This is a genomic window from Streptomyces bluensis (genome assembly GCF_014650715.1).
Taxonomy (GTDB): Bacteria; Actinomycetota; Actinomycetes; order Streptomycetales; family Streptomycetaceae; genus Streptomyces; species Streptomyces bluensis.
Genome location: NZ_BMVM01000008.1, coordinates 283,566 through 299,267 on the forward strand (window position 1 = coordinate 283,566; position 15,702 = coordinate 299,267).

Annotated in this window: 13 protein-coding genes; 5 read left to right on the forward strand and 8 right to left on the reverse strand. The window is 72.2% G+C overall.

Annotation, left to right across the window (positions count from 1 at the left end):
- Positions 1-14 precede the first annotated feature (14 nt).
- From IE262_RS21590 to IE262_RS21600, 3 genes are all read left to right on the forward strand, one after another.
- The gene (locus IE262_RS21590) at positions 15-593 is read left to right on the forward strand and encodes a TetR/AcrR family transcriptional regulator (protein ID WP_134038753.1); all 579 of its coding nucleotides are present in this window, start codon (positions 15-17) and stop codon (positions 591-593) included.
- Between the two features lie 123 nt (positions 594-716).
- Positions 717-1,178 carry a GNAT family N-acetyltransferase gene (locus IE262_RS21595; protein ID WP_134038949.1) on the forward strand — a complete coding sequence of 154 codons (462 nt, stop codon included), beginning with the start codon at positions 717-719 and terminating at the stop codon, positions 1,176-1,178.
- A gap of 307 nt (positions 1,179-1,485) precedes the next feature.
- A complete protein-coding gene (locus IE262_RS21600) occupies positions 1,486-2,391 on the forward strand; it encodes a calcium-binding protein (protein WP_189875737.1) in 906 nt (301 codons plus the stop codon).
- A 62-nt stretch (positions 2,392-2,453) separates the two neighbouring features.
- Here the strand turns inward: IE262_RS21600 and IE262_RS21605 are convergent, their stop codons facing one another.
- Positions 2,454-7,148: a cation-translocating P-type ATPase gene (locus IE262_RS21605; RefSeq protein WP_189875739.1), complete on the reverse strand. Its 4,695-nt coding sequence runs from the start codon at positions 7,146-7,148 to the stop codon at positions 2,454-2,456.
- Positions 7,149-7,349: 201 nt separating this feature from the next.
- On the opposite strand from IE262_RS21605, the gene IE262_RS21610 reads away from it, so the two are divergent.
- Entirely contained in the window at positions 7,350-7,748 is a 399-nt protein-coding gene (locus IE262_RS21610) for a hypothetical protein (RefSeq protein ID WP_189875741.1), read from the forward strand.
- A gap of 113 nt (positions 7,749-7,861) precedes the next feature.
- Here the strand turns inward: IE262_RS21610 and IE262_RS21615 are convergent, their stop codons facing one another.
- A complete protein-coding gene (locus IE262_RS21615; RefSeq protein WP_189875743.1) occupies positions 7,862-9,793 on the reverse strand; it encodes an AMP-dependent synthetase/ligase in 1,932 nt (643 codons plus the stop codon).
- A gap of 392 nt (positions 9,794-10,185) precedes the next feature.
- Between IE262_RS21615 and IE262_RS21620 the strand changes: the two genes are divergently transcribed.
- On the forward strand, positions 10,186-11,040 hold the full coding sequence (locus tag IE262_RS21620) for a MaoC family dehydratase (protein WP_189875745.1): 855 nt from the start codon (positions 10,186-10,188) through the stop codon (positions 11,038-11,040).
- On the opposite strand, the gene IE262_RS21625 is transcribed toward IE262_RS21620, so the two are convergent.
- The 6 genes from IE262_RS21625 to IE262_RS21650 all read right to left on the reverse strand — a co-directional run bounded on the left by IE262_RS21625 (position 11,009) and on the right by IE262_RS21650 (position 15,642).
- Positions 11,009-11,707, reverse strand: a complete 699-nt coding sequence (locus tag IE262_RS21625; RefSeq protein WP_134038748.1) for a TetR/AcrR family transcriptional regulator — start codon at positions 11,705-11,707, stop codon at positions 11,009-11,011. The genes IE262_RS21620 and IE262_RS21625 overlap by 32 nt on opposite strands.
- Positions 11,708-11,777: 70 nt before the next feature.
- Complete coding sequence (locus IE262_RS21630) at positions 11,778-12,077, reverse strand: DUF4229 domain-containing protein (RefSeq protein WP_189875747.1); 300 nt, start codon at positions 12,075-12,077, stop codon at positions 11,778-11,780.
- An 84-nt stretch (positions 12,078-12,161) separates the two neighbouring features.
- Positions 12,162-12,692 carry a GNAT family N-acetyltransferase gene (locus IE262_RS21635; protein ID WP_134038946.1) on the reverse strand — a complete coding sequence of 177 codons (531 nt, stop codon included), beginning with the start codon at positions 12,690-12,692 and terminating at the stop codon, positions 12,162-12,164.
- An 80-nt stretch (positions 12,693-12,772) separates the two neighbouring features.
- Complete coding sequence (gene mqnE / locus IE262_RS21640; RefSeq protein WP_134038747.1) at positions 12,773-13,936, reverse strand: aminofutalosine synthase MqnE; 1,164 nt, start codon at positions 13,934-13,936, stop codon at positions 12,773-12,775.
- A 425-nt stretch (positions 13,937-14,361) separates the two neighbouring features.
- Positions 14,362-14,817, reverse strand: a complete 456-nt coding sequence (locus IE262_RS21645; protein ID WP_134038746.1) for an Lrp/AsnC family transcriptional regulator — start codon at positions 14,815-14,817, stop codon at positions 14,362-14,364.
- Positions 14,818-14,964: 147 nt separating this feature from the next.
- On the reverse strand, positions 14,965-15,642 hold the full coding sequence (locus IE262_RS21650; protein ID WP_134038745.1) for a UbiX family flavin prenyltransferase: 678 nt from the start codon (positions 15,640-15,642) through the stop codon (positions 14,965-14,967).
- Between the last annotated feature and the right edge of the window lie 60 nt (positions 15,643-15,702).

Sequence of the window (15,702 nt, forward strand, 5' to 3'; positions counted from 1 at the left end):
TTGGAGTGGTGTCAATGGTGAGACGGAACGACCAACGGCGCGCTGCCCTCGTAGACGCCGCGATCGAGGTGCTGGCCAGGGAAGGCGCACGGGGCCTGACGTTCCGGGCGGTGGACACCGAGGCCGCCGTACCCGTCGGCACGGCGTCCAACTACTTCGCCGGCCGCGACGACCTGCTCACCCAGGCCGGCGCCCGTGTCTACGAGCGGCTCCAGCCCGACGAGGCCACGATCGCCCGCCAGCGGGCGGCAGGCCGTGACCGGGAGACCTACGCGGAGCTGATGCGCGAACTCGTGGGCCGCGTCGCCGCCTTCCGCACCGGCTACCTCGCGCTCCTCGAACTCCGCCTGGAGGCCACCCGCCGCCCCGAACTGCGCAAGGTGCTCACCGAGCGGGTCCGGGCCGACGTGGACGCCAACATCGCCTACCACGAGGCCTCGGGCCTCCCTGGCGACGCCATGGCCGTCAAGCTGCTCATCCTGACCCTGAACTGGCTGATCGTCGAGCAGCTCACCCTGCCGGACGTCTTCACGGAAGCGGAGCGCGAACAGCTGGTGACGGCAGCGGTCGAGCGCATCGTGACGCCGGAGTAGGCGACTGGGCGGGGCCGTGGGCTGTGTTTTCATGACGACGTGAATGCGGAGAGCTTCGGGGCCGCTGTGAGGACTCCGGGTCCCTGGGTCCGGCCGAGGACTGGTGGCGATGTCGAGAGGTGCGTGGAGGTCCTCGCGGAGGTCCACCGAGATGACGGGTACCCGGTGAACTGGCCCGAGCGGCCTGGTGCGTGGTTGTCGCAGGCTTCTTCACTGGGAGCCTGGGTCGCCGAACTCGACGGCCGTCTCGTCGGCCATGTCAGCTTGTCCCGCAGCGGCGAAGGAGATCTCGCCCCCGGTTTGTGGAGCGAGCGGAGCGGGACGAGCGAGGACCTCACCGCGGTGGTCAGCCGGCTGTTCGTCGCCCCGCAGGCCCGGGGGCACGGGATCGGCGCGCTGCTGATCGGCCGGGCCGTGGAGGAATCACGTCGTCGTGGCGTGCATCCGGTGCTCGACGTCGTGGCGTCCGACACTGCGGCGGCAGCCCTCTACGAGCGGCTGGGCTGGGAATTGATGGCCACGGTCGAGCAACGATGGAGCCCGTCCCAACTGGTGTCCATCCGCTGTTACACGGCGGCATCGTGACGCGCCACAGGGAGTGCTGAGCCTCACTTCGCACGGCTCCCTCCCCCGCTTTCTTCACCTCTCGTGGAACGTGAATTCAAGTTGAATTGTGGCTGACGGGCCCCTGAATTACCGCATCCCCATTCGGTCGATCACCGCTGGTCAGTCGCTATGTGCCCGCTCCGGCGCAATCACCGCGGCCGATTTCCCGTACGAGAGGCCGGACAACCAAGTGCCCGCTCCTGGGGTCTCACGTGTCGTCACACCACATATCCCCCACGGAGGTTATGCAATGCCCTCTCGTCCCTTAGGTCTCGTCGGTCGCCGGATGCCGCGGATTACGTCGGCGCTGACCCTGACCCTCGGTGCGGGGCTGGTCGCTCCGGTGCTGCTGGCCGGTACCGCCGGTGCCGCGGTGGCGTCGGCCACCGCCGAAGTCGACGGCAAGTCGGTCGCCTACACGGCCGCCTCCGGCCAGGCCAACGAGGTGACCGTCACCGCGTCGAAGAGCAGCGGCCTGGAGACCATCACCTACGTCATCGACGACGTCGTCCCGATCACCGCTGGCAGCGGCTGCGCCTACCCCAGCAGCGCGGACCACACGAAGGTCTCCTGCGAGGTCACCACCCTGGAGAGCCAGGACCCGTACGCCACCCTGCGCATGGCTCTCGGGGACGGCGACGACACCGTCACCTACACCAACAGCACCGACCAGGCCTACTACTTCGCCGCGATCGACCTGGGCGCCGGCAAGGACACCCTGACGGAAGCCAGCGGCGTCCAGGGCAACGATGTCAACGGCGGCGACGGCGACGACACCCTCACGGTGGGCGCGGTCACGGTGGTGCGCGGACAAGGCGGCAACGACACCATCGACGCGGGCGAGGGAACCATCGCGCAGGGCGGCGACGGCAACGACACGATCCACTCGGGCGGTGACGAGAGCGCCGTCGACGGCGGCGCGGGCGACGACGTGATCCGCGGCGGCGCGGGCAGGCAGAACCTGTCCGGCGGCGACGGCGCCGACGAGATCTACGGCGAGGACGGCAACGACTTCCTGTACGGCGGCAAGGGCGACGACTTCCTGTACGGCGGCCCCGGCAACGACATCCTCTACGGCAACAGCGGCAACGACACGATCTACGGAAACAGCGGCGACGACGAGCTGTACGGCGGCCCCGGCACGGACACGCTCTCCGGCGGGCCCGGCACGAACATCGTCCGCCAGGACTGACCTGATGTCGCTTCCCCGGGCCGGGGAAGCGACGTCAGGGAACCGCCCGTAGAACCGCCTGTTCAGCCAGGCGGTATCCCGATTCCGGTCCGGAGGGCGAGCATGTCGCTTCCTCGGACCAGCGCGTGATCGAGCAGGTCGGCGCCGTGTTCACTCCATGAGCGCGGCGCCGTCGGCGACGGCCCTTCACGGTGCCCCTGCCGTTCAGGGCGGCCCTGCGCCCGCGATGCCCCCGAAGCCGTAGCAGCCGCGCCCGGGCCCGCGGTCGTACCCGCAGCGGCGCCCGCGGCCGCACCCGTAGTCGCACCCGCCCTCGCACCCCGGGTCGCGCCCGGGGCCGCGCCCGCAATCGACTTCGCGCTCACAGACCGTCCCGCAGCCCGGATCCGGGCGATCAGGGCCGGGAGGAACAGCGAACTCAGCGTCGCCGCCGTTGCCGCGGAGAGTGCGATGGACCAGCCCACCGGGCCCAGCGGCGTACAGCCGAAGAACTGGCTGAGGACGGGGGTCTGGACGACGGCCGCCAGGGCCGCGAGCGAGCCGAGGGAGGAGACGACGATCGCCCTGCTCGTGCCGCCGGCCAGCAGGGTCTGGCCGAGCTGGGCGCCGACGAGCGCGACCAGGGCGACGGTACGGGCGCGCACGGGGCGGCCGGTGAGCCGGGCGGGCAGCCAGGCCGCCGTGGCGCCGAAGGTGGTGGCCACCGCGCGGACGACGGTCTCCTCGGTGAGGGCCGCGCCGAGCGAGGCCTCCGGCCCTTCGTGGAGCATGCGTTCGGCGGCCTCGGGGTGGGGTGGGCGCAGGGCGACGGCGATGGCGGGGGCGAGGTCGGTGAAGAGGTTGACCAGGAGGAGTTGACGGGCCGTCAGCGGGGAGGTTCCGGTGGCGAGAGCGCCGAGGAGGGTGAAGGCGATCTCGCCGAAGTTGCCGCCGACGAGGATCGCCAGGGCCTGCCGTACGGAGGCCCACATGGCGCGGCCCTCGACCAGGGCGGACAGCACGGTCTCCAGGCGGTCGTCCGTCACGACGAGGTCGGCGGCGGCGCGTGCGGCCGGTGTGGCGCGTGTGCCGAACGCGATGCCGACGTCCGCGAGGCGGATGGCGGGTGCGTCGTTGGCGCCGTCGCCGGTCATCGCGACGGTACGGCCCAGGCGTTGGAAGGCCTGCACGACGTGGACCTTGTGGACGGGGGTGCCGCGGGCGACGACACCGATCTCCGGCAGCAGGGCGTCGAGGGCGTGCTCGTCCAGTTCGTCGAGTTCGGCGCCGGTCACCACCCGCCTGCCGTCCAGGACGCCGAGTTCGCGGGCCATGGACTCGGCGGTGCCCGGATGGTCTCCGGTGATCATCACGATGTGCACCCCGGCGTCGACGAGCCTGCGCACCGCGTCGGCCGCGGTGGGGCGTACCCGGTCGGCGAACGCGAGGAAGCCGAGGAAGCCGAGACCGGTCACCTCGTCGTCGGTGAGCCTGCCGTCGGTGGTCTCGCGGCGTTCGGCGACGGCGAGCACGCGGTGGCCCTCCGCCGCCAGTCTCTCGCCCGTCGCGAGGATGGCCTGGCGGCCCTCGTCGTCCAGGGGCCGGCCCCCGCGGGTGGCACAGCGGACGACGACCTCCTCGGGTGCTCCCTTCACCGAGAGGATCAGGTTCTCGCCGCTGCGGCCGCGCGTCGCGTGGAAGCCCCGGCTCGGCTCGAACGGCAGGCTGGAGGTGCGCCGCCAGCCCGGCGCGGCCGCCGTCCGCGTCACCCCCGCCTCCCTGGCGCCCTCGGTGACCGCGCCGTCCGTGGCGTGCTCGAACAACCCCCTGTCACCGTGGGGGCGGGGTGTCGCCCGCAGGGCCGCGCCGAGGACGGCGCGCTGTTCGTCCCCGAGCGAGCCGAGGGGCCGGCTGTCGCCGTCGGACGCGACGGCGACCAGGGAGATCCGCCCGTGTGTGAGGGTGCCGGTCTTGTCGAAGCACAGCACGTCGGTGCGCCCTGCCGCCTCGATGGTCCGGGGGTCGCGGACCAGGGCGCCCCGGGCCGAAAGCCTTCTGGCGGAGGCGAGTTGGGCCGCCGAGACGAGGAACGGCAGCCCTTCGGGCACGCTGGCCACGGCCAGCCCCACGCCGGCCCCGACGGTGTCCCGGGTGGGCCGCCCGCGCAGCATGCCCGCCGCCATCACCGCCGCCGCGGAGCCGAGGGCCACCGGCAGGGTCGTACGGGTGATCCGGGCCAGCCTGCGCTCCACCCCGACGCTGGGTGCGGCGCCCCGTCCGGCCATGGCCGCCCGGCCCGCCTCGCTGGCCGAGCCCACCGCGACGACGACCGCCCGGCCGGTGCCGGCCGCCACGGTCGTGCCCTCGTACACCATCGACGTGCGGTCCGCGAGGTCCGACGCCAGCACGGGCGCGACGCCCTTGGCCACCGGCAGCGACTCACCCGTCAGTGCCGACTCGTCGGCCTCCAGGTGGTGGACCTCCAGCAGACGGCAGTCGGCCGGCACCACGTCGCCGGCGCTCAGGTTCACCACGTCGCCCACGGCCAGGTCCTCGGCGGAGGCGATGGTCTCCCGCCCGTTGCGTACCACCCTGGCCGTCACGGCGGCCTCGCGCCGCAGCCGGGCCACCGCCCGGTCGGTCCGGTACCGCTGGAAGCCGCCGATGAGACCGGACAGCGCGGTGACCGCGACGATGATCACGGAGTCGAGGACGGCGCCCACGGTCGCCGACATGGCCGCCCCGACGCCGAGGACGGGCGTGAGCGGGTTGACCATCTCGGTCATGTACGCCCGGCCGAGCGAGGACACCGGAGCCTTCTCGCCGGGGGCGGTGGCCCGCTCCCGTACCTCCTCGGCCGTGAGCCCCTCGTCGCGGCCGCCGGCCCGCGCGAGCACCGTGTCCGGGTCCATCGCGTGCCAGGGGTGGTGCGAGGCGGGCAGGGGCAGCGGGCGCCGGAGCAGCCATACGGCCGACCAGGCGCCGACGGCGGTCCCCAGGCCGGCCGCCGCGTTGTACGAGGACACGCTGCGGGCCGCCGGGCGTCCTCCGCGCCCGGCCAGCGCGGCCGTCGCGCCGATGACGGCGGACGCCTCGGCGAGCCGTACGCCGCGCTGTGCGGCCTCCCGCGCGGTGCGGCAGGCCTCCACGATCACGACGGCGGCCGCCGGATCGGAGCCCGCGTACAGGTCCGCGCCCCAGGGAGGGACTCCTCGCGGGTCCGCGAGGCCCACGCTCACGTCGGCGACCCTGAGCGCGGACCGGTTCCGCGAGATCACCAGCACGCCCTCACCGTCGCGTTGGAGGCGCCGTACCGAGTGGGCCAGCCGTGTGCCTCCGTCCGCCACGGCGTCGGCCTGACGGACGGCCACGTCGGAGGTGTGCGCGCCCGCCGCCACGACGGTGAGGCCGGCCGCGTGGGCGGCGGGGACGAAGGCGCTCGCGGTGTCGTGCATCTCGGGCAGGACGCTGATCACGGCCATCAGGCGCCGCTCGTGCGCCAGGCCCAGCACGAGGTGTGCGCCGTCGCGCCGCAGCCGCTCCCGGGCCCGCGCCCCGGTGCGTCCGTGCAGGGTCAGCCGTTCGACGGGTCCCAGTTCCCACGTGCCGTCGCGCCGCGGGCGCTCGGGTTCGGAGCCGTCGAAGAGGCGGTGGGCCGTCGCGGCGAGTTCGCCCGCCGGGGCATCGGCGTCGAGGGCGACCAGATCGGCCAGCAGATGGGATCCGGTGGCCAGGGCGTCGGTGTCGAGGAGCACGGTGCCGATCCGGTCCAGCCTGCGCAGGGCCTCGGGGTCGGCCACGAGGACGCCCCTGTGGGCCAGGCCCCGGCCGAGGACGCAGGCGAAGCCCTCGCGGGCGAGGAGCGGCGCCTTGGGGACGGCCGCCAGCGCCGCCGGGGCAGCGCGTGCGGGGCGCCGGGTGACCAGGAGCGATCCGGCGAAGGACGCCGCCGCCACGGCGGGCGCCCGGTCGGCGTAGCGCTCGACGGGCCCGGACTTCAGGGGGGACTCGCGGGGCGGCGCCTGGCGGCCCCCGCCCCGGGCCCCGGCCCGCTGCGCGTCGCCCGTGAGGCGGGGCATCGCCGCGGCCCAGGCGGCGCTCTCCGCGTTCGCCTCCGCCACGCGCAGCGCATGGCGGACGGTGTCCACCGCGCTGCCGACGACACCGCCGGTGCCCGCGTGACCCAGCGCCGTCAGCACGGCCAGGAGCACCCTGGCGTTCCCGGTACCGATCGCCCGCTCCACCAGACGCCGCAGCCGGGGCTGGCTGTCCACGATCGGGACGATGGCCGCGAGTGCGGGAGGGAGGGGGGCGCGACGGGTCAGGCCGACCGCGGTGGCCACGGGAACCGCCGCCACATGCACGGCCATGGACCAGACCGCGCGCCGGATCGCCGTGCCGGAGAGCGGATGCTCGGGCAGCGGCGCCTCGACCCCGTGCTCCCTCTCCACCGCCTCGGCCACATCGGCCAGCGCCGCCATGATCTCCTCGGCGGGCGGGGCCTCGGTGGCCACGACGACGTGCCCGAGCACGGCGTTCGCCACGGCCCAGTCCACGCCGGGCAGGGCGGCGAGCCGCCGCTCGACCTCGTCGGCCAGCCGTGCCGCGGCGGACTCGGGCAGGTGCCCCTCGCGCAGCCCCCGCACGGCGACGTGCGCGCGCCGGTCGACGCGCCGGACACGCGCTGCGGGCCGGTCCTGCTCCGCACCCGCCGCGGAGGACATGACGGCCCGCAGTTGTCCCAGCCCTGGTATCGCCGGTATCGCCACAGCGCTCACCCGTCTTCCGTCTACGGCTCCGGGTGCACGGGTAGCCACAGATCCACGCCCGAACCAGGCAAATCACACAAAAGGGGGAAAACGCGCCGGAGACGCGCGAGAATTGAAGGGGTCCAGTACATCCACTACACCGACTCGGAGGCGTTCCGGCTCGGAGGCGATCCGACGCGGAGACGTTCCGGCTCGGAGAGGAGGACAGGGATGCCCAGGACAGCGGAGAGCACACGCGAGGACAGAGCGGTCGAGCCGCGGGCGGAGACGCACGCGCACGAGGGTGCGGGTCTGCACCTGCACACACGTACGCTGCACCCGCCGGTGCCGATTCCCTACCTCACCAGGGACGACGTGCGTATCACCGCGCAGTCGGCGACGTCGCGACTGCCGGGCAGGGCGTCGGGCAAGGACCTCGTGTTCTACGGAGGCCTCGGCGCGCTGACCGTGGCGGGCGCCCTGGAGTGGCCGGTCGCCCTCGCCGTCGGCGGAGCGACGTGGCTCGTGCGCAGCAGAAAAGGAAAGGGGCCGCAGGAAGAGGAAGCTGAGGCACGGGCGGAGAAGAGCGCCACCAGGGAGCGCGGCTCGACCAAGAAGAGCGTTGCCTGACAGGGCCTTCCCCCCACTGGCGCACGGCGGCGGGAACGCTGCCGGGCGCCTTTTCTGCGCGGCCTCCGCACCGGTACGGCACGCGGGGTCATCGGAGGGTACGCGCACGCCCCCTACCGCGCGTACAGCCCTTCGATCTCCTCCGCGAAGTCCTGTTCGACGGCCTCGCGACGCAGCTTCATCGACGGGGTCAGATGTCCGTCGTCCTCCGTGAAGTCGCGGGCCAGGACGGCGAACTTGCGGATGGACTCCGGACGCGAGACGAGCTTGTTGGCCTCGTCGACGGCGCGTTGGAGGAGGGAGAGCAACTCCGGGTCGGAGACGACGAGTTCGGGCGGCACGGCGTGCTTGCCGTTCATACGGCGCCAGTGGTTGAGACCTTCGGGGTCGAGGGTGATGAGGGCCGCTATGTAGGGGCGGCGGTCACCGAGGACCATGCACTGGGAGATCAGGGGGTGGGCCCTGAGCCAGTTCTCCAGGGGGGCGGGGGCGACGCTCTTGCCGCCCGCGGTGATGAGCATCTCCTTCTTGCGGCCGGTGATGGTGAGGTAGCCCTCGTCGTCCAGGGAGCCGAGGTCACCGGTCGCGAGCCAGCCCTCGTTGGTGGCCGGGGCCACTCCGCCGGCCTGGGGGTCCCAGTAGCCGCGCAGGACCGGGCCGCCCGCCAGCAGGATCTCGCCGTCCACGGCTATCCGGACCCTGACCCCGGGCAGCGGCCAGCCCACCGTTCCCGTACGGGGTTTGAGCGGGGGAGTGACCGTGGCCGCCCCCGTCGTCTCGGTGAGGCCGTAGCCCTCGTAGATCTCGATGCCCGCCCCGGCGAAGAAGGAGGCGAGGGGGCGGCCCAGCGGGGAGCCGCCGCAGATCATGTAGCGGACCCTGCCGCCCATGGCGTTGCGGATACGGCGGTAGACGAGCGGGTCGTAGAAGGTGCGGGTCGCCTTCAGGGCCCGGCTCGGCCCGGGGCCGGTACCGGCCCGGTCCGCCTCCAGGGCGTCGCCGTACCGCCGGGCCACGCGCACGGCCCGGTCGAACGTCGACACCCGGCGCCCCACCTCCGCCTTGGCGCGGGCCACGTTGAAGACCTTCTCCAGCATGTACGGGATCGCCAGCAGGCAGGTCGGCCGGAAGCTCCCCAGGTCGGCCAGCAGGTCCTGCGACTTCAGGCTCGGCGCGTGCCCGAGCCGTACGCGCGCCCGTACGCACGCGATGGCGACCATGCGGCCGAAGACGTGCGACATGGGCAGGAAGAGGAGAACCGACGCCTCCTCCTTCGTCCGCGCCTTGAAGACGGGGTAGAGGAGCTCGATCGCGTTGTCGACCTCCGCGAAGAAGTTCCCGTGTGTCAGGGCACAGCCCCTGGGACGGCCGGTCGTGCCCGAGGTGTAGACGACGGTGGCGAGCGTGTCGGGCCCCAGCACCCCACGCCGGACGGCGACTTCGTGGTCCGGTACGTGCGCGCCGTTCTCGGCCAGCTGGTCCAGGTGCTCCTTCTCCATGACCCACACGTGCCGCAGGTCGGGGATGCGCTGGCGCTCCGGCCCCAGGGCGGCGGCCTGCTCCGCGGTCTCCGTGACGAGCGCCACCGCGCCGGTGTCCTGGAGGATCCAGCGGGTCTGGAAGACGGAGGAGGTCGGGTAGACGGGTACCGTCACCAGACCGGCCGCCCAGGCGGCGAAGTCGAGGAGTGTCCACTCGTACCTCGTACGCGCCATGATGGCGATCCGGTCGCCCGGCATCAGCCCCTCGGCGATCAGCCCCTTCGCCAGCGCCAGCACCTGCTCCGCGAACGCGGCGGCCGTCACCTGCGTCCAGCGACCCGCCTCGGCCCGGCGGCTGAGGACGATGCTCTCGGGCGCGGTCTCGGCGTTCTCGAACGGCAGGTCGGCGAGCGACCCGTAGGTCACCGGTGCCACCAGCGGCGGCACGGACACCTCCCGCGCCACCCCGTCCAGCCGGCGCACCTCGGGCTCCACCAGCAGGGGCGCGGTGTCGTACGCGCGAGCGGAGGCCGACCTGGCGGAGGACGGTGGGATGAGGGACACGAGCGACTCCTGGGACGTGCAGCGACGCGATGCTCTGCCGCATGACGTAGTACGCGCCTCACGCACCGCGGCGTTCAGCCACGGGGCTCCCACAGTTGGGACAGAGGATCATCACCGGTCAGCAACCGGATCGTACGGCGCCCTCGTGATGAGTCTGTGCCGGTTCGGAGATGCTCCGGCGCCGGAGATGTGCGGGATCGGCGGCTCGTGGAGGGGGCACACCCGGGCGGGACGTATCGTGAATCTTTTTCATATTCACCCCACGGCTGCCACGACCCACGGCCTTACCATCGGTAACCTTACTCGGGAGTAAGAACTTCGCAGAGGTCGTTTTCTCAGAGCTGGGAGCCGAACATGCCCGACCGCTGTCCGAGCAGCCGGGGGCACGGCCCATGACCGTCGTCCTCACGCACTCCCCCGCCCTCACCCCCCTGCTGGTCCGCGGGGCGCTGCGTTCCCCCTTCAAGCGGCCGAGCCCGGACGCGGACTTCCCCCGCACCCGGCTGGTCCTGCCCGGCCTGCGCGTCGATCTCACGCGCCTCGCCGCATACGAGCGGGTGTGCGGCTTCCCGACCGGCGACGACGCCCTGCCGATCACCTTCCCGCACGTGCTCGGTTTCCCGCCGGCCATGCTCCTGATGAGCGACCGCGGCTTCCCGCTCCCGCTCCTCGGGCTCGTCCACACCTCGATCGAGATCACCCGACACCGCCCGCTGCCGGCCACCGACGCCTACGAACTCACCGTGTACGTGGAGGGCTTGGCACCGCATCACCGTGGCACCGAGGCGGCGGTCGTGACCGAGGCGCGGACCGGCGGCACCGTCGTATGGGAGTCACGCAGCACCTACCTGGCCCGGCACAGGACGGGCGACCGAGCGGCACCCCCTTCGGACCCACACCCCCGGGCGGCCCTTGGGCCCCTCCCCGCCCTCGCCGAGTGGCACCTGGCCGGGGACGTCGGACGGCGGTACGGGGCGGCGTCCGGTGACCGCAACCCGATCCACCTCCACCCCCTCACCGCCCGCCTCCTCGGCTTCCCCCGCGCCATCGCGCACGGCATGTGGACGGTGGCGCGCTGCCTGGCCGAGCACGGCACACCCCCGGCGGCGTTCGTGCGCGCGGAGTTCCGGGCGCCGGTGCTGCTGCCCGGGACGGTGACCTACGCGGCGGACGGCGGCCGTTTCGAACTACGGGGTCACGAGGGCCGTGTGCACGTCACCGGGGAGGTGCGCCCGCTGCTGACGTGAGAGCCGGCGCCGCCAAGACGTCCGTGCCGCTCGGCGGCGACCAGGGGCGCCCGTCCATGAGGTTGCCGAGGCCGGCCCAGGCGAAGTTCATGAGGGTCGCGGCCGCCTGTCTGGCCGTGACTCCCGGGGCGGCGTTGGCCCAGTCGGCCAGCGATTCGGCGGCGCCGACGAGGGCCTCGGCGAGCCCGGCGACCTCCCCTTCGGCCAGTGACGGGTCCCGATGGGCCTCCCGTGCCGCCACCGCGATCAGCTCGGTGACGAACGCCACCAACTCCTCACGCATCGCGGCCACTTCGGCCGCGAAGGGTTCGCCGTGCGTACGGGCCTGGAGGTGCAGCACGGCCCAGCCGTCCGGGTTCTCGGCGGTGTGCGTGAAGAACGCCTGGAGCCCGTCCCAGAGTTGACGGTCGGCGGGCAGCCCGGCCCGCACCCCCGCGCGCACGGCCTCGGTGAGCGCCTTCGCCTCCCGCCGGATGCAGGCGGTGAAGAGGGATTCCTTCGAGTTCAGGTAGAGATACACCAACGGCTTGGACACGCCCGCCAGTTCGGCTATCTCGTCCATCGACGCGGTCCGGTACCCGCGCTGCCCGAACGTCCGCACCGCCGCGTCCAGCATCTGCCGCTCCCGCACCGCGCGCGGCATCCGTTTGCTCTTCACAGCACCCATACGGACAGCCTACGAGCAGCCCCGTGTCCGGGAACCGCCTACGACGCCGGGCCCCGCGTCCGGGAACCGCCTACGACGCCCGGCCCTGCACCCGGGACGCCTCGTCGGCGACGTCCTCCTGGCTGCGGTTCACGTCCAGGTTGGCCTTGACCCTGTCGACCCTCTGCACGATCTGCTCGGAGGCACGGTCGCGCTCCTTGCGCAGCACCACGAAGCTGATCGGCGCGGAGATGACCAGGGCGAGCAGGATGACCCACATGCCGTTGGACGCGCCCAGCCCACGCGGGGCGAGGCCCGAGTAGACGAGGCCCCAGACGACCACGAGGCAGCCCACGAAGATACCGAGGCGCATCAGTGTGTAGCGGAGCATCTCAATCCACTCTTCCGTTCCGAACATTTCCCCAAGGGCACCGTCCAGTGAAGCACGACCGCCCGAAGATCTTGAACGGGGTCCTCAGTCCAGCGGCAGCAGCATGTACACGTCGTCCCGGTCGTCGCCCGGCGCGACCCGTATGGCACCCGGTATCCGCCCGACCTCCTTGTACCCGCAGGAGGCGTAGAAGTGCTCCAGCCCCAGGCCGCCCCGGCAGGTGAGCCGGATCGCCTCGATGCCGTCGAACCCCCGCGCGGCCTCGGCCGCCGCCGCGAGCAGTTCCCGCCCGCAGCCCGTCCCCTGGTACCGGGGGTGCACCATCACGGTGTACAGCCACACCCAGTGCGTCATCAGCCGGTGCGTGTTGAACGTGAAGAACGCGGTCGCCGCCACGTCGCCGTCCCGGTCGGACCCCACGAGCAGCCGTGTCCGCCCCTCGGCCATCGCCACGAAGTGCTTCACCAGCTCGGGCCGGATCGCCTCAGGCGTCACCGGGGGTACGAACCCCACGGCGCCCCCGGCGTTGGACACGTCGGCCCACAGCCTGAGCACGCCGTCCCGGAGGTCGGGTGTGACGGGCGGGTCCAGCTGGAACGTAAGGGGCGTGCGCAGGACGGTATCTCCTCTGCCGGGGTCCTGTCGGTGGGCGGCTGCGGGTCGTACGTGGCTGCTCGCGCCCACGAACGCGGACCTCAGACCCGCATCGGCTGAGGCGTCTCCCGCCGGGCCGGGTCCGGGCCCTCGTACTCGCGGATGATCTCGTACCGCGTGTTCCGCTCCACCGGCCGGAACCCGGCATCCCGGATCAGGTCCAGCAGATCCTCACGGGTCAGCTTGTTCGGCGTGCCGAAGTTGTCCGCGTCGTGCGTGATCTTGTACTCGACGACCGAGCCGTCCATGTCGTCGGCGCCGTGCTGCAACGCCAGCTGCGCGGTCTGGACGCCGTGCATGACCCAGAACACCTTCACGTGCGGCACATTGTCGAACAGCAGCCGCGACACCGCGAAGGTCTTCAGCGCCTCCGCGCCCGTCGCCATCTGTGTCCGCGCCTGGAGGCGGTTGCGGACCTTGCCGTCCTTCATGTCCACGAAGTCGTGCTGGTAGCGCAGCGGGATGAAGACCTGGAAGCCGCCGGTCTCGTCCTGCAGCTCACGCAGCCGCAGCACGTGGTCCACACGGTGGCGCGGCTCCTCGATGTGGCCGTACAGCATGGTGCACGGGGTCTTCAGACCCTTCTCGTGCGCCAGCCGGTGGATCCGCGACCAGTCCTCCCAGTGGGTGCGGTGGTCCACGATGTGCTGCCGGACCTCCCAGTCGAAGATCTCCGCGCCGCCGCCGGTCAGCGACTCCAGACCGGCGTCGATGAGCTCGTCGAGGATCTCGGAGGCACTGAGCCCCGAGATCGTCTCGAAGTGGTGGATCTCCGTGGCCGTGAACGCCTTCAGCGACACGTTCGGCAGCGCGGCCTTCAGCTCCCGCAGCGAGCGCGGGTAGTACCGCCACGGCAGGTTCGGGTGCAGCCCGTTCACGATGTGCAGCTCGGTGAGGTTCTCGCTCTCCATCGCCTTGGCGAGCTTCACGGCCTCCTCGATGCGCATCGTGTACGCGTCCTTCTCGCCCGGCTTCCGCTGGAACGAGCAGTACGCGCAGGAGGCCGTGCACACGTTCGTCATGTTGAGGTGCCGGTTGACGTTGAAGTGGACGACGTCGCCGTTCTTCCGCGTCCGCACCTCGTGCGCGAGCCCGCCCAGCCAGGCCAGGTCGTCCGACTCGTACAGCGCGATGCCGTCCTCGCGGGTCAGCCGCTCACCGGAGCGGACCTTCTCCTCCAGCTCGCGCTTGAGCCCGACGTCCATGCTCACACCTTTCTCCGAGAGACTGCTCAACCGTACTCGGCGCTCCGCGCCTAAGCGGCTCCGGGGAGGTGCGGGTGCGTTCCCGCGTCGTTCGGTGCGTGCTCTCGGCGTGCCGGACGGAGGTCTTCGTAGCGGAGCTACGTGGGCCTTCGGCCGGTGCGGCGAGTGGGGGTACCTCCCACGCCCTTAAGGCAGTGGGGGAGCGTGCCGGGCGGCGTGGGGACGTGCCCGCACCTAGGGCTTGTTTCGAAAGTCCCGTCGTCCGCCCGGAGGGCGGGCCGAGCGGCGTCTGGTGCGTGCTCTCGGCGTGCCGGGCGGAAGCCCTCGTACTGGATGTACTTGGGCTTTCGCCCGGTGCGGCGAGAGTGCGTGCCAGACGTCGGGCGGCAGGCGGGACTTTCGAAACAAGCCCTAGCTGGGGTCGCTTAGCTTTCCTCGGGCAGCTCACCCACCCGGTTCTCCCACTTCGTGGAGAGCACGACGGTCGTACGGGTCCGGGAGACGCCCTTCGTCCCGGACAGCCGCCTAATCGTCTTCTCCAGCCCGTCCACGTCGTCGACCCGCACCTTGAGCATGAACGAGTCGTCGCCCGCGATGAACCAGCAGTCCTCGATCTCACCCAGATCCCGCAGCCGGTTCGCCACGTCCTCGTGGTCGGCCGCGTCGGACAGCGAGATACCGATGAGGGCCGTCACGCCGAGACCGAGCGAGGCCGCGTCGACCTGGGCACGGTAGCCGGTGATGACCCCGGCCGCCTCCAGCCGGTTGATGCGGTCGGTGACGCTGGGGCCGGAGAGGCCCACGAGGCGGCCGAGTTCCGCGTAGGAGGCGCGGCCGTTCTCCCTGAGGGCCTGGATGAGCTGCCTGTCCACCGCGTCCATGCGATCGGTTGCCTTCCGCTGAAGAGTTCTCTGAAGAGTTCTCGAAGTAGTGAGGAGTGGTAGCGCTCCCGCTACCAGGTGCTCGGGGAGAGTGAAGTCCGGCTGCGTTCGGTGCCGTTCAAGCTGGTCCGTTCAAGCCGCTGCCGTTCAAGTCGTCCGGGCCCCGCCGCCCAGCTCCCCCCGCCACCGCCGGTACAGCCCGTGCTCGACGCCCGCCGCGTCCAGCACCCGCCCGGCGACGAAGTCCACCAGGTCCTGGATGTGGGTGGCCCCCGCGTAGAAACCCGGAGAGGCGGGTACGACGCTCGCGCCCGCGTCGTCCAGGGTCACCAGGTGCCGCAGCGTCTGCCCGTTCAGCGGGGTCTCGCGCACGGAGACGACCAGCGTGCGCCGCTCCTTGAGGGTCACGCCGGCGGCACGCTGCAACAGGTCCTTGCTCAGCCCCAGGGCGACCCCGGCCACACAGGCGGTGGACGCGGGCACGATCAGCATCCCCTTGGCCGGGTACGACCCGGACGAGGGCCCCGCCGCCAGATCCCCGGCGGCCCAGTGCCGTACGTCATCGACGCGTACGTCCCCGAAGACCCCCGGCTTCCCATCGGCCCCCCGCCCCAGCCACTCCCGCAGATCGTCCCGCCAGTGCGCGTCCCGGAACGCGATCCCCGTCTCGTCGAGCAGCGTGAGCCGGGAGGCCCGGCTGACGACCAGGTCGACGCTCTCCCCCGCATCCAGCAGCCCCCGCAGCACAGCGGCGGCATAGGGGGTGCCGGACGCGCCCGAGACCCCTACGATCCAAGGCCTGCGCTGCGTTTCTCCTGCGTTCACACCCTGAGCCTACCGGCGCACCGGGCCACACTCAGGCCCGGTGCACTCGCCTGCGGGCCG

Coding starts and splice junctions, on each gene's coding strand:
- IE262_RS21630 (WP_189875747.1), bottom strand. CDS start 12,077: ATGCTCCGCTACACACTGATGCGCCTCGGTATCTTCGTGGGCTGCCTC.
- IE262_RS21590 (WP_134038753.1), top strand. CDS start 15: ATGGTGAGACGGAACGACCAACGGCGCGCTGCCCTCGTAGACGCCGCG.
- IE262_RS21620 (WP_189875745.1), top strand. CDS start 10,186: ATGACCGTCGTCCTCACGCACTCCCCCGCCCTCACCCCCCTGCTGGTC.
- IE262_RS21645 (WP_134038746.1), bottom strand. CDS start 14,817: ATGGACGCGGTGGACAGGCAGCTCATCCAGGCCCTCAGGGAGAACGGC.
- IE262_RS21610 (WP_189875741.1), top strand. CDS start 7,350: ATGCCCAGGACAGCGGAGAGCACACGCGAGGACAGAGCGGTCGAGCCG.
- IE262_RS21600 (WP_189875737.1), top strand. CDS start 1,486: ATGCCGCGGATTACGTCGGCGCTGACCCTGACCCTCGGTGCGGGGCTG.
- IE262_RS21625 (WP_134038748.1), bottom strand. CDS start 11,707: ATGGGTGCTGTGAAGAGCAAACGGATGCCGCGCGCGGTGCGGGAGCGG.
- mqnE (WP_134038747.1), bottom strand. CDS start 13,936: ATGGACGTCGGGCTCAAGCGCGAGCTGGAGGAGAAGGTCCGCTCCGGT.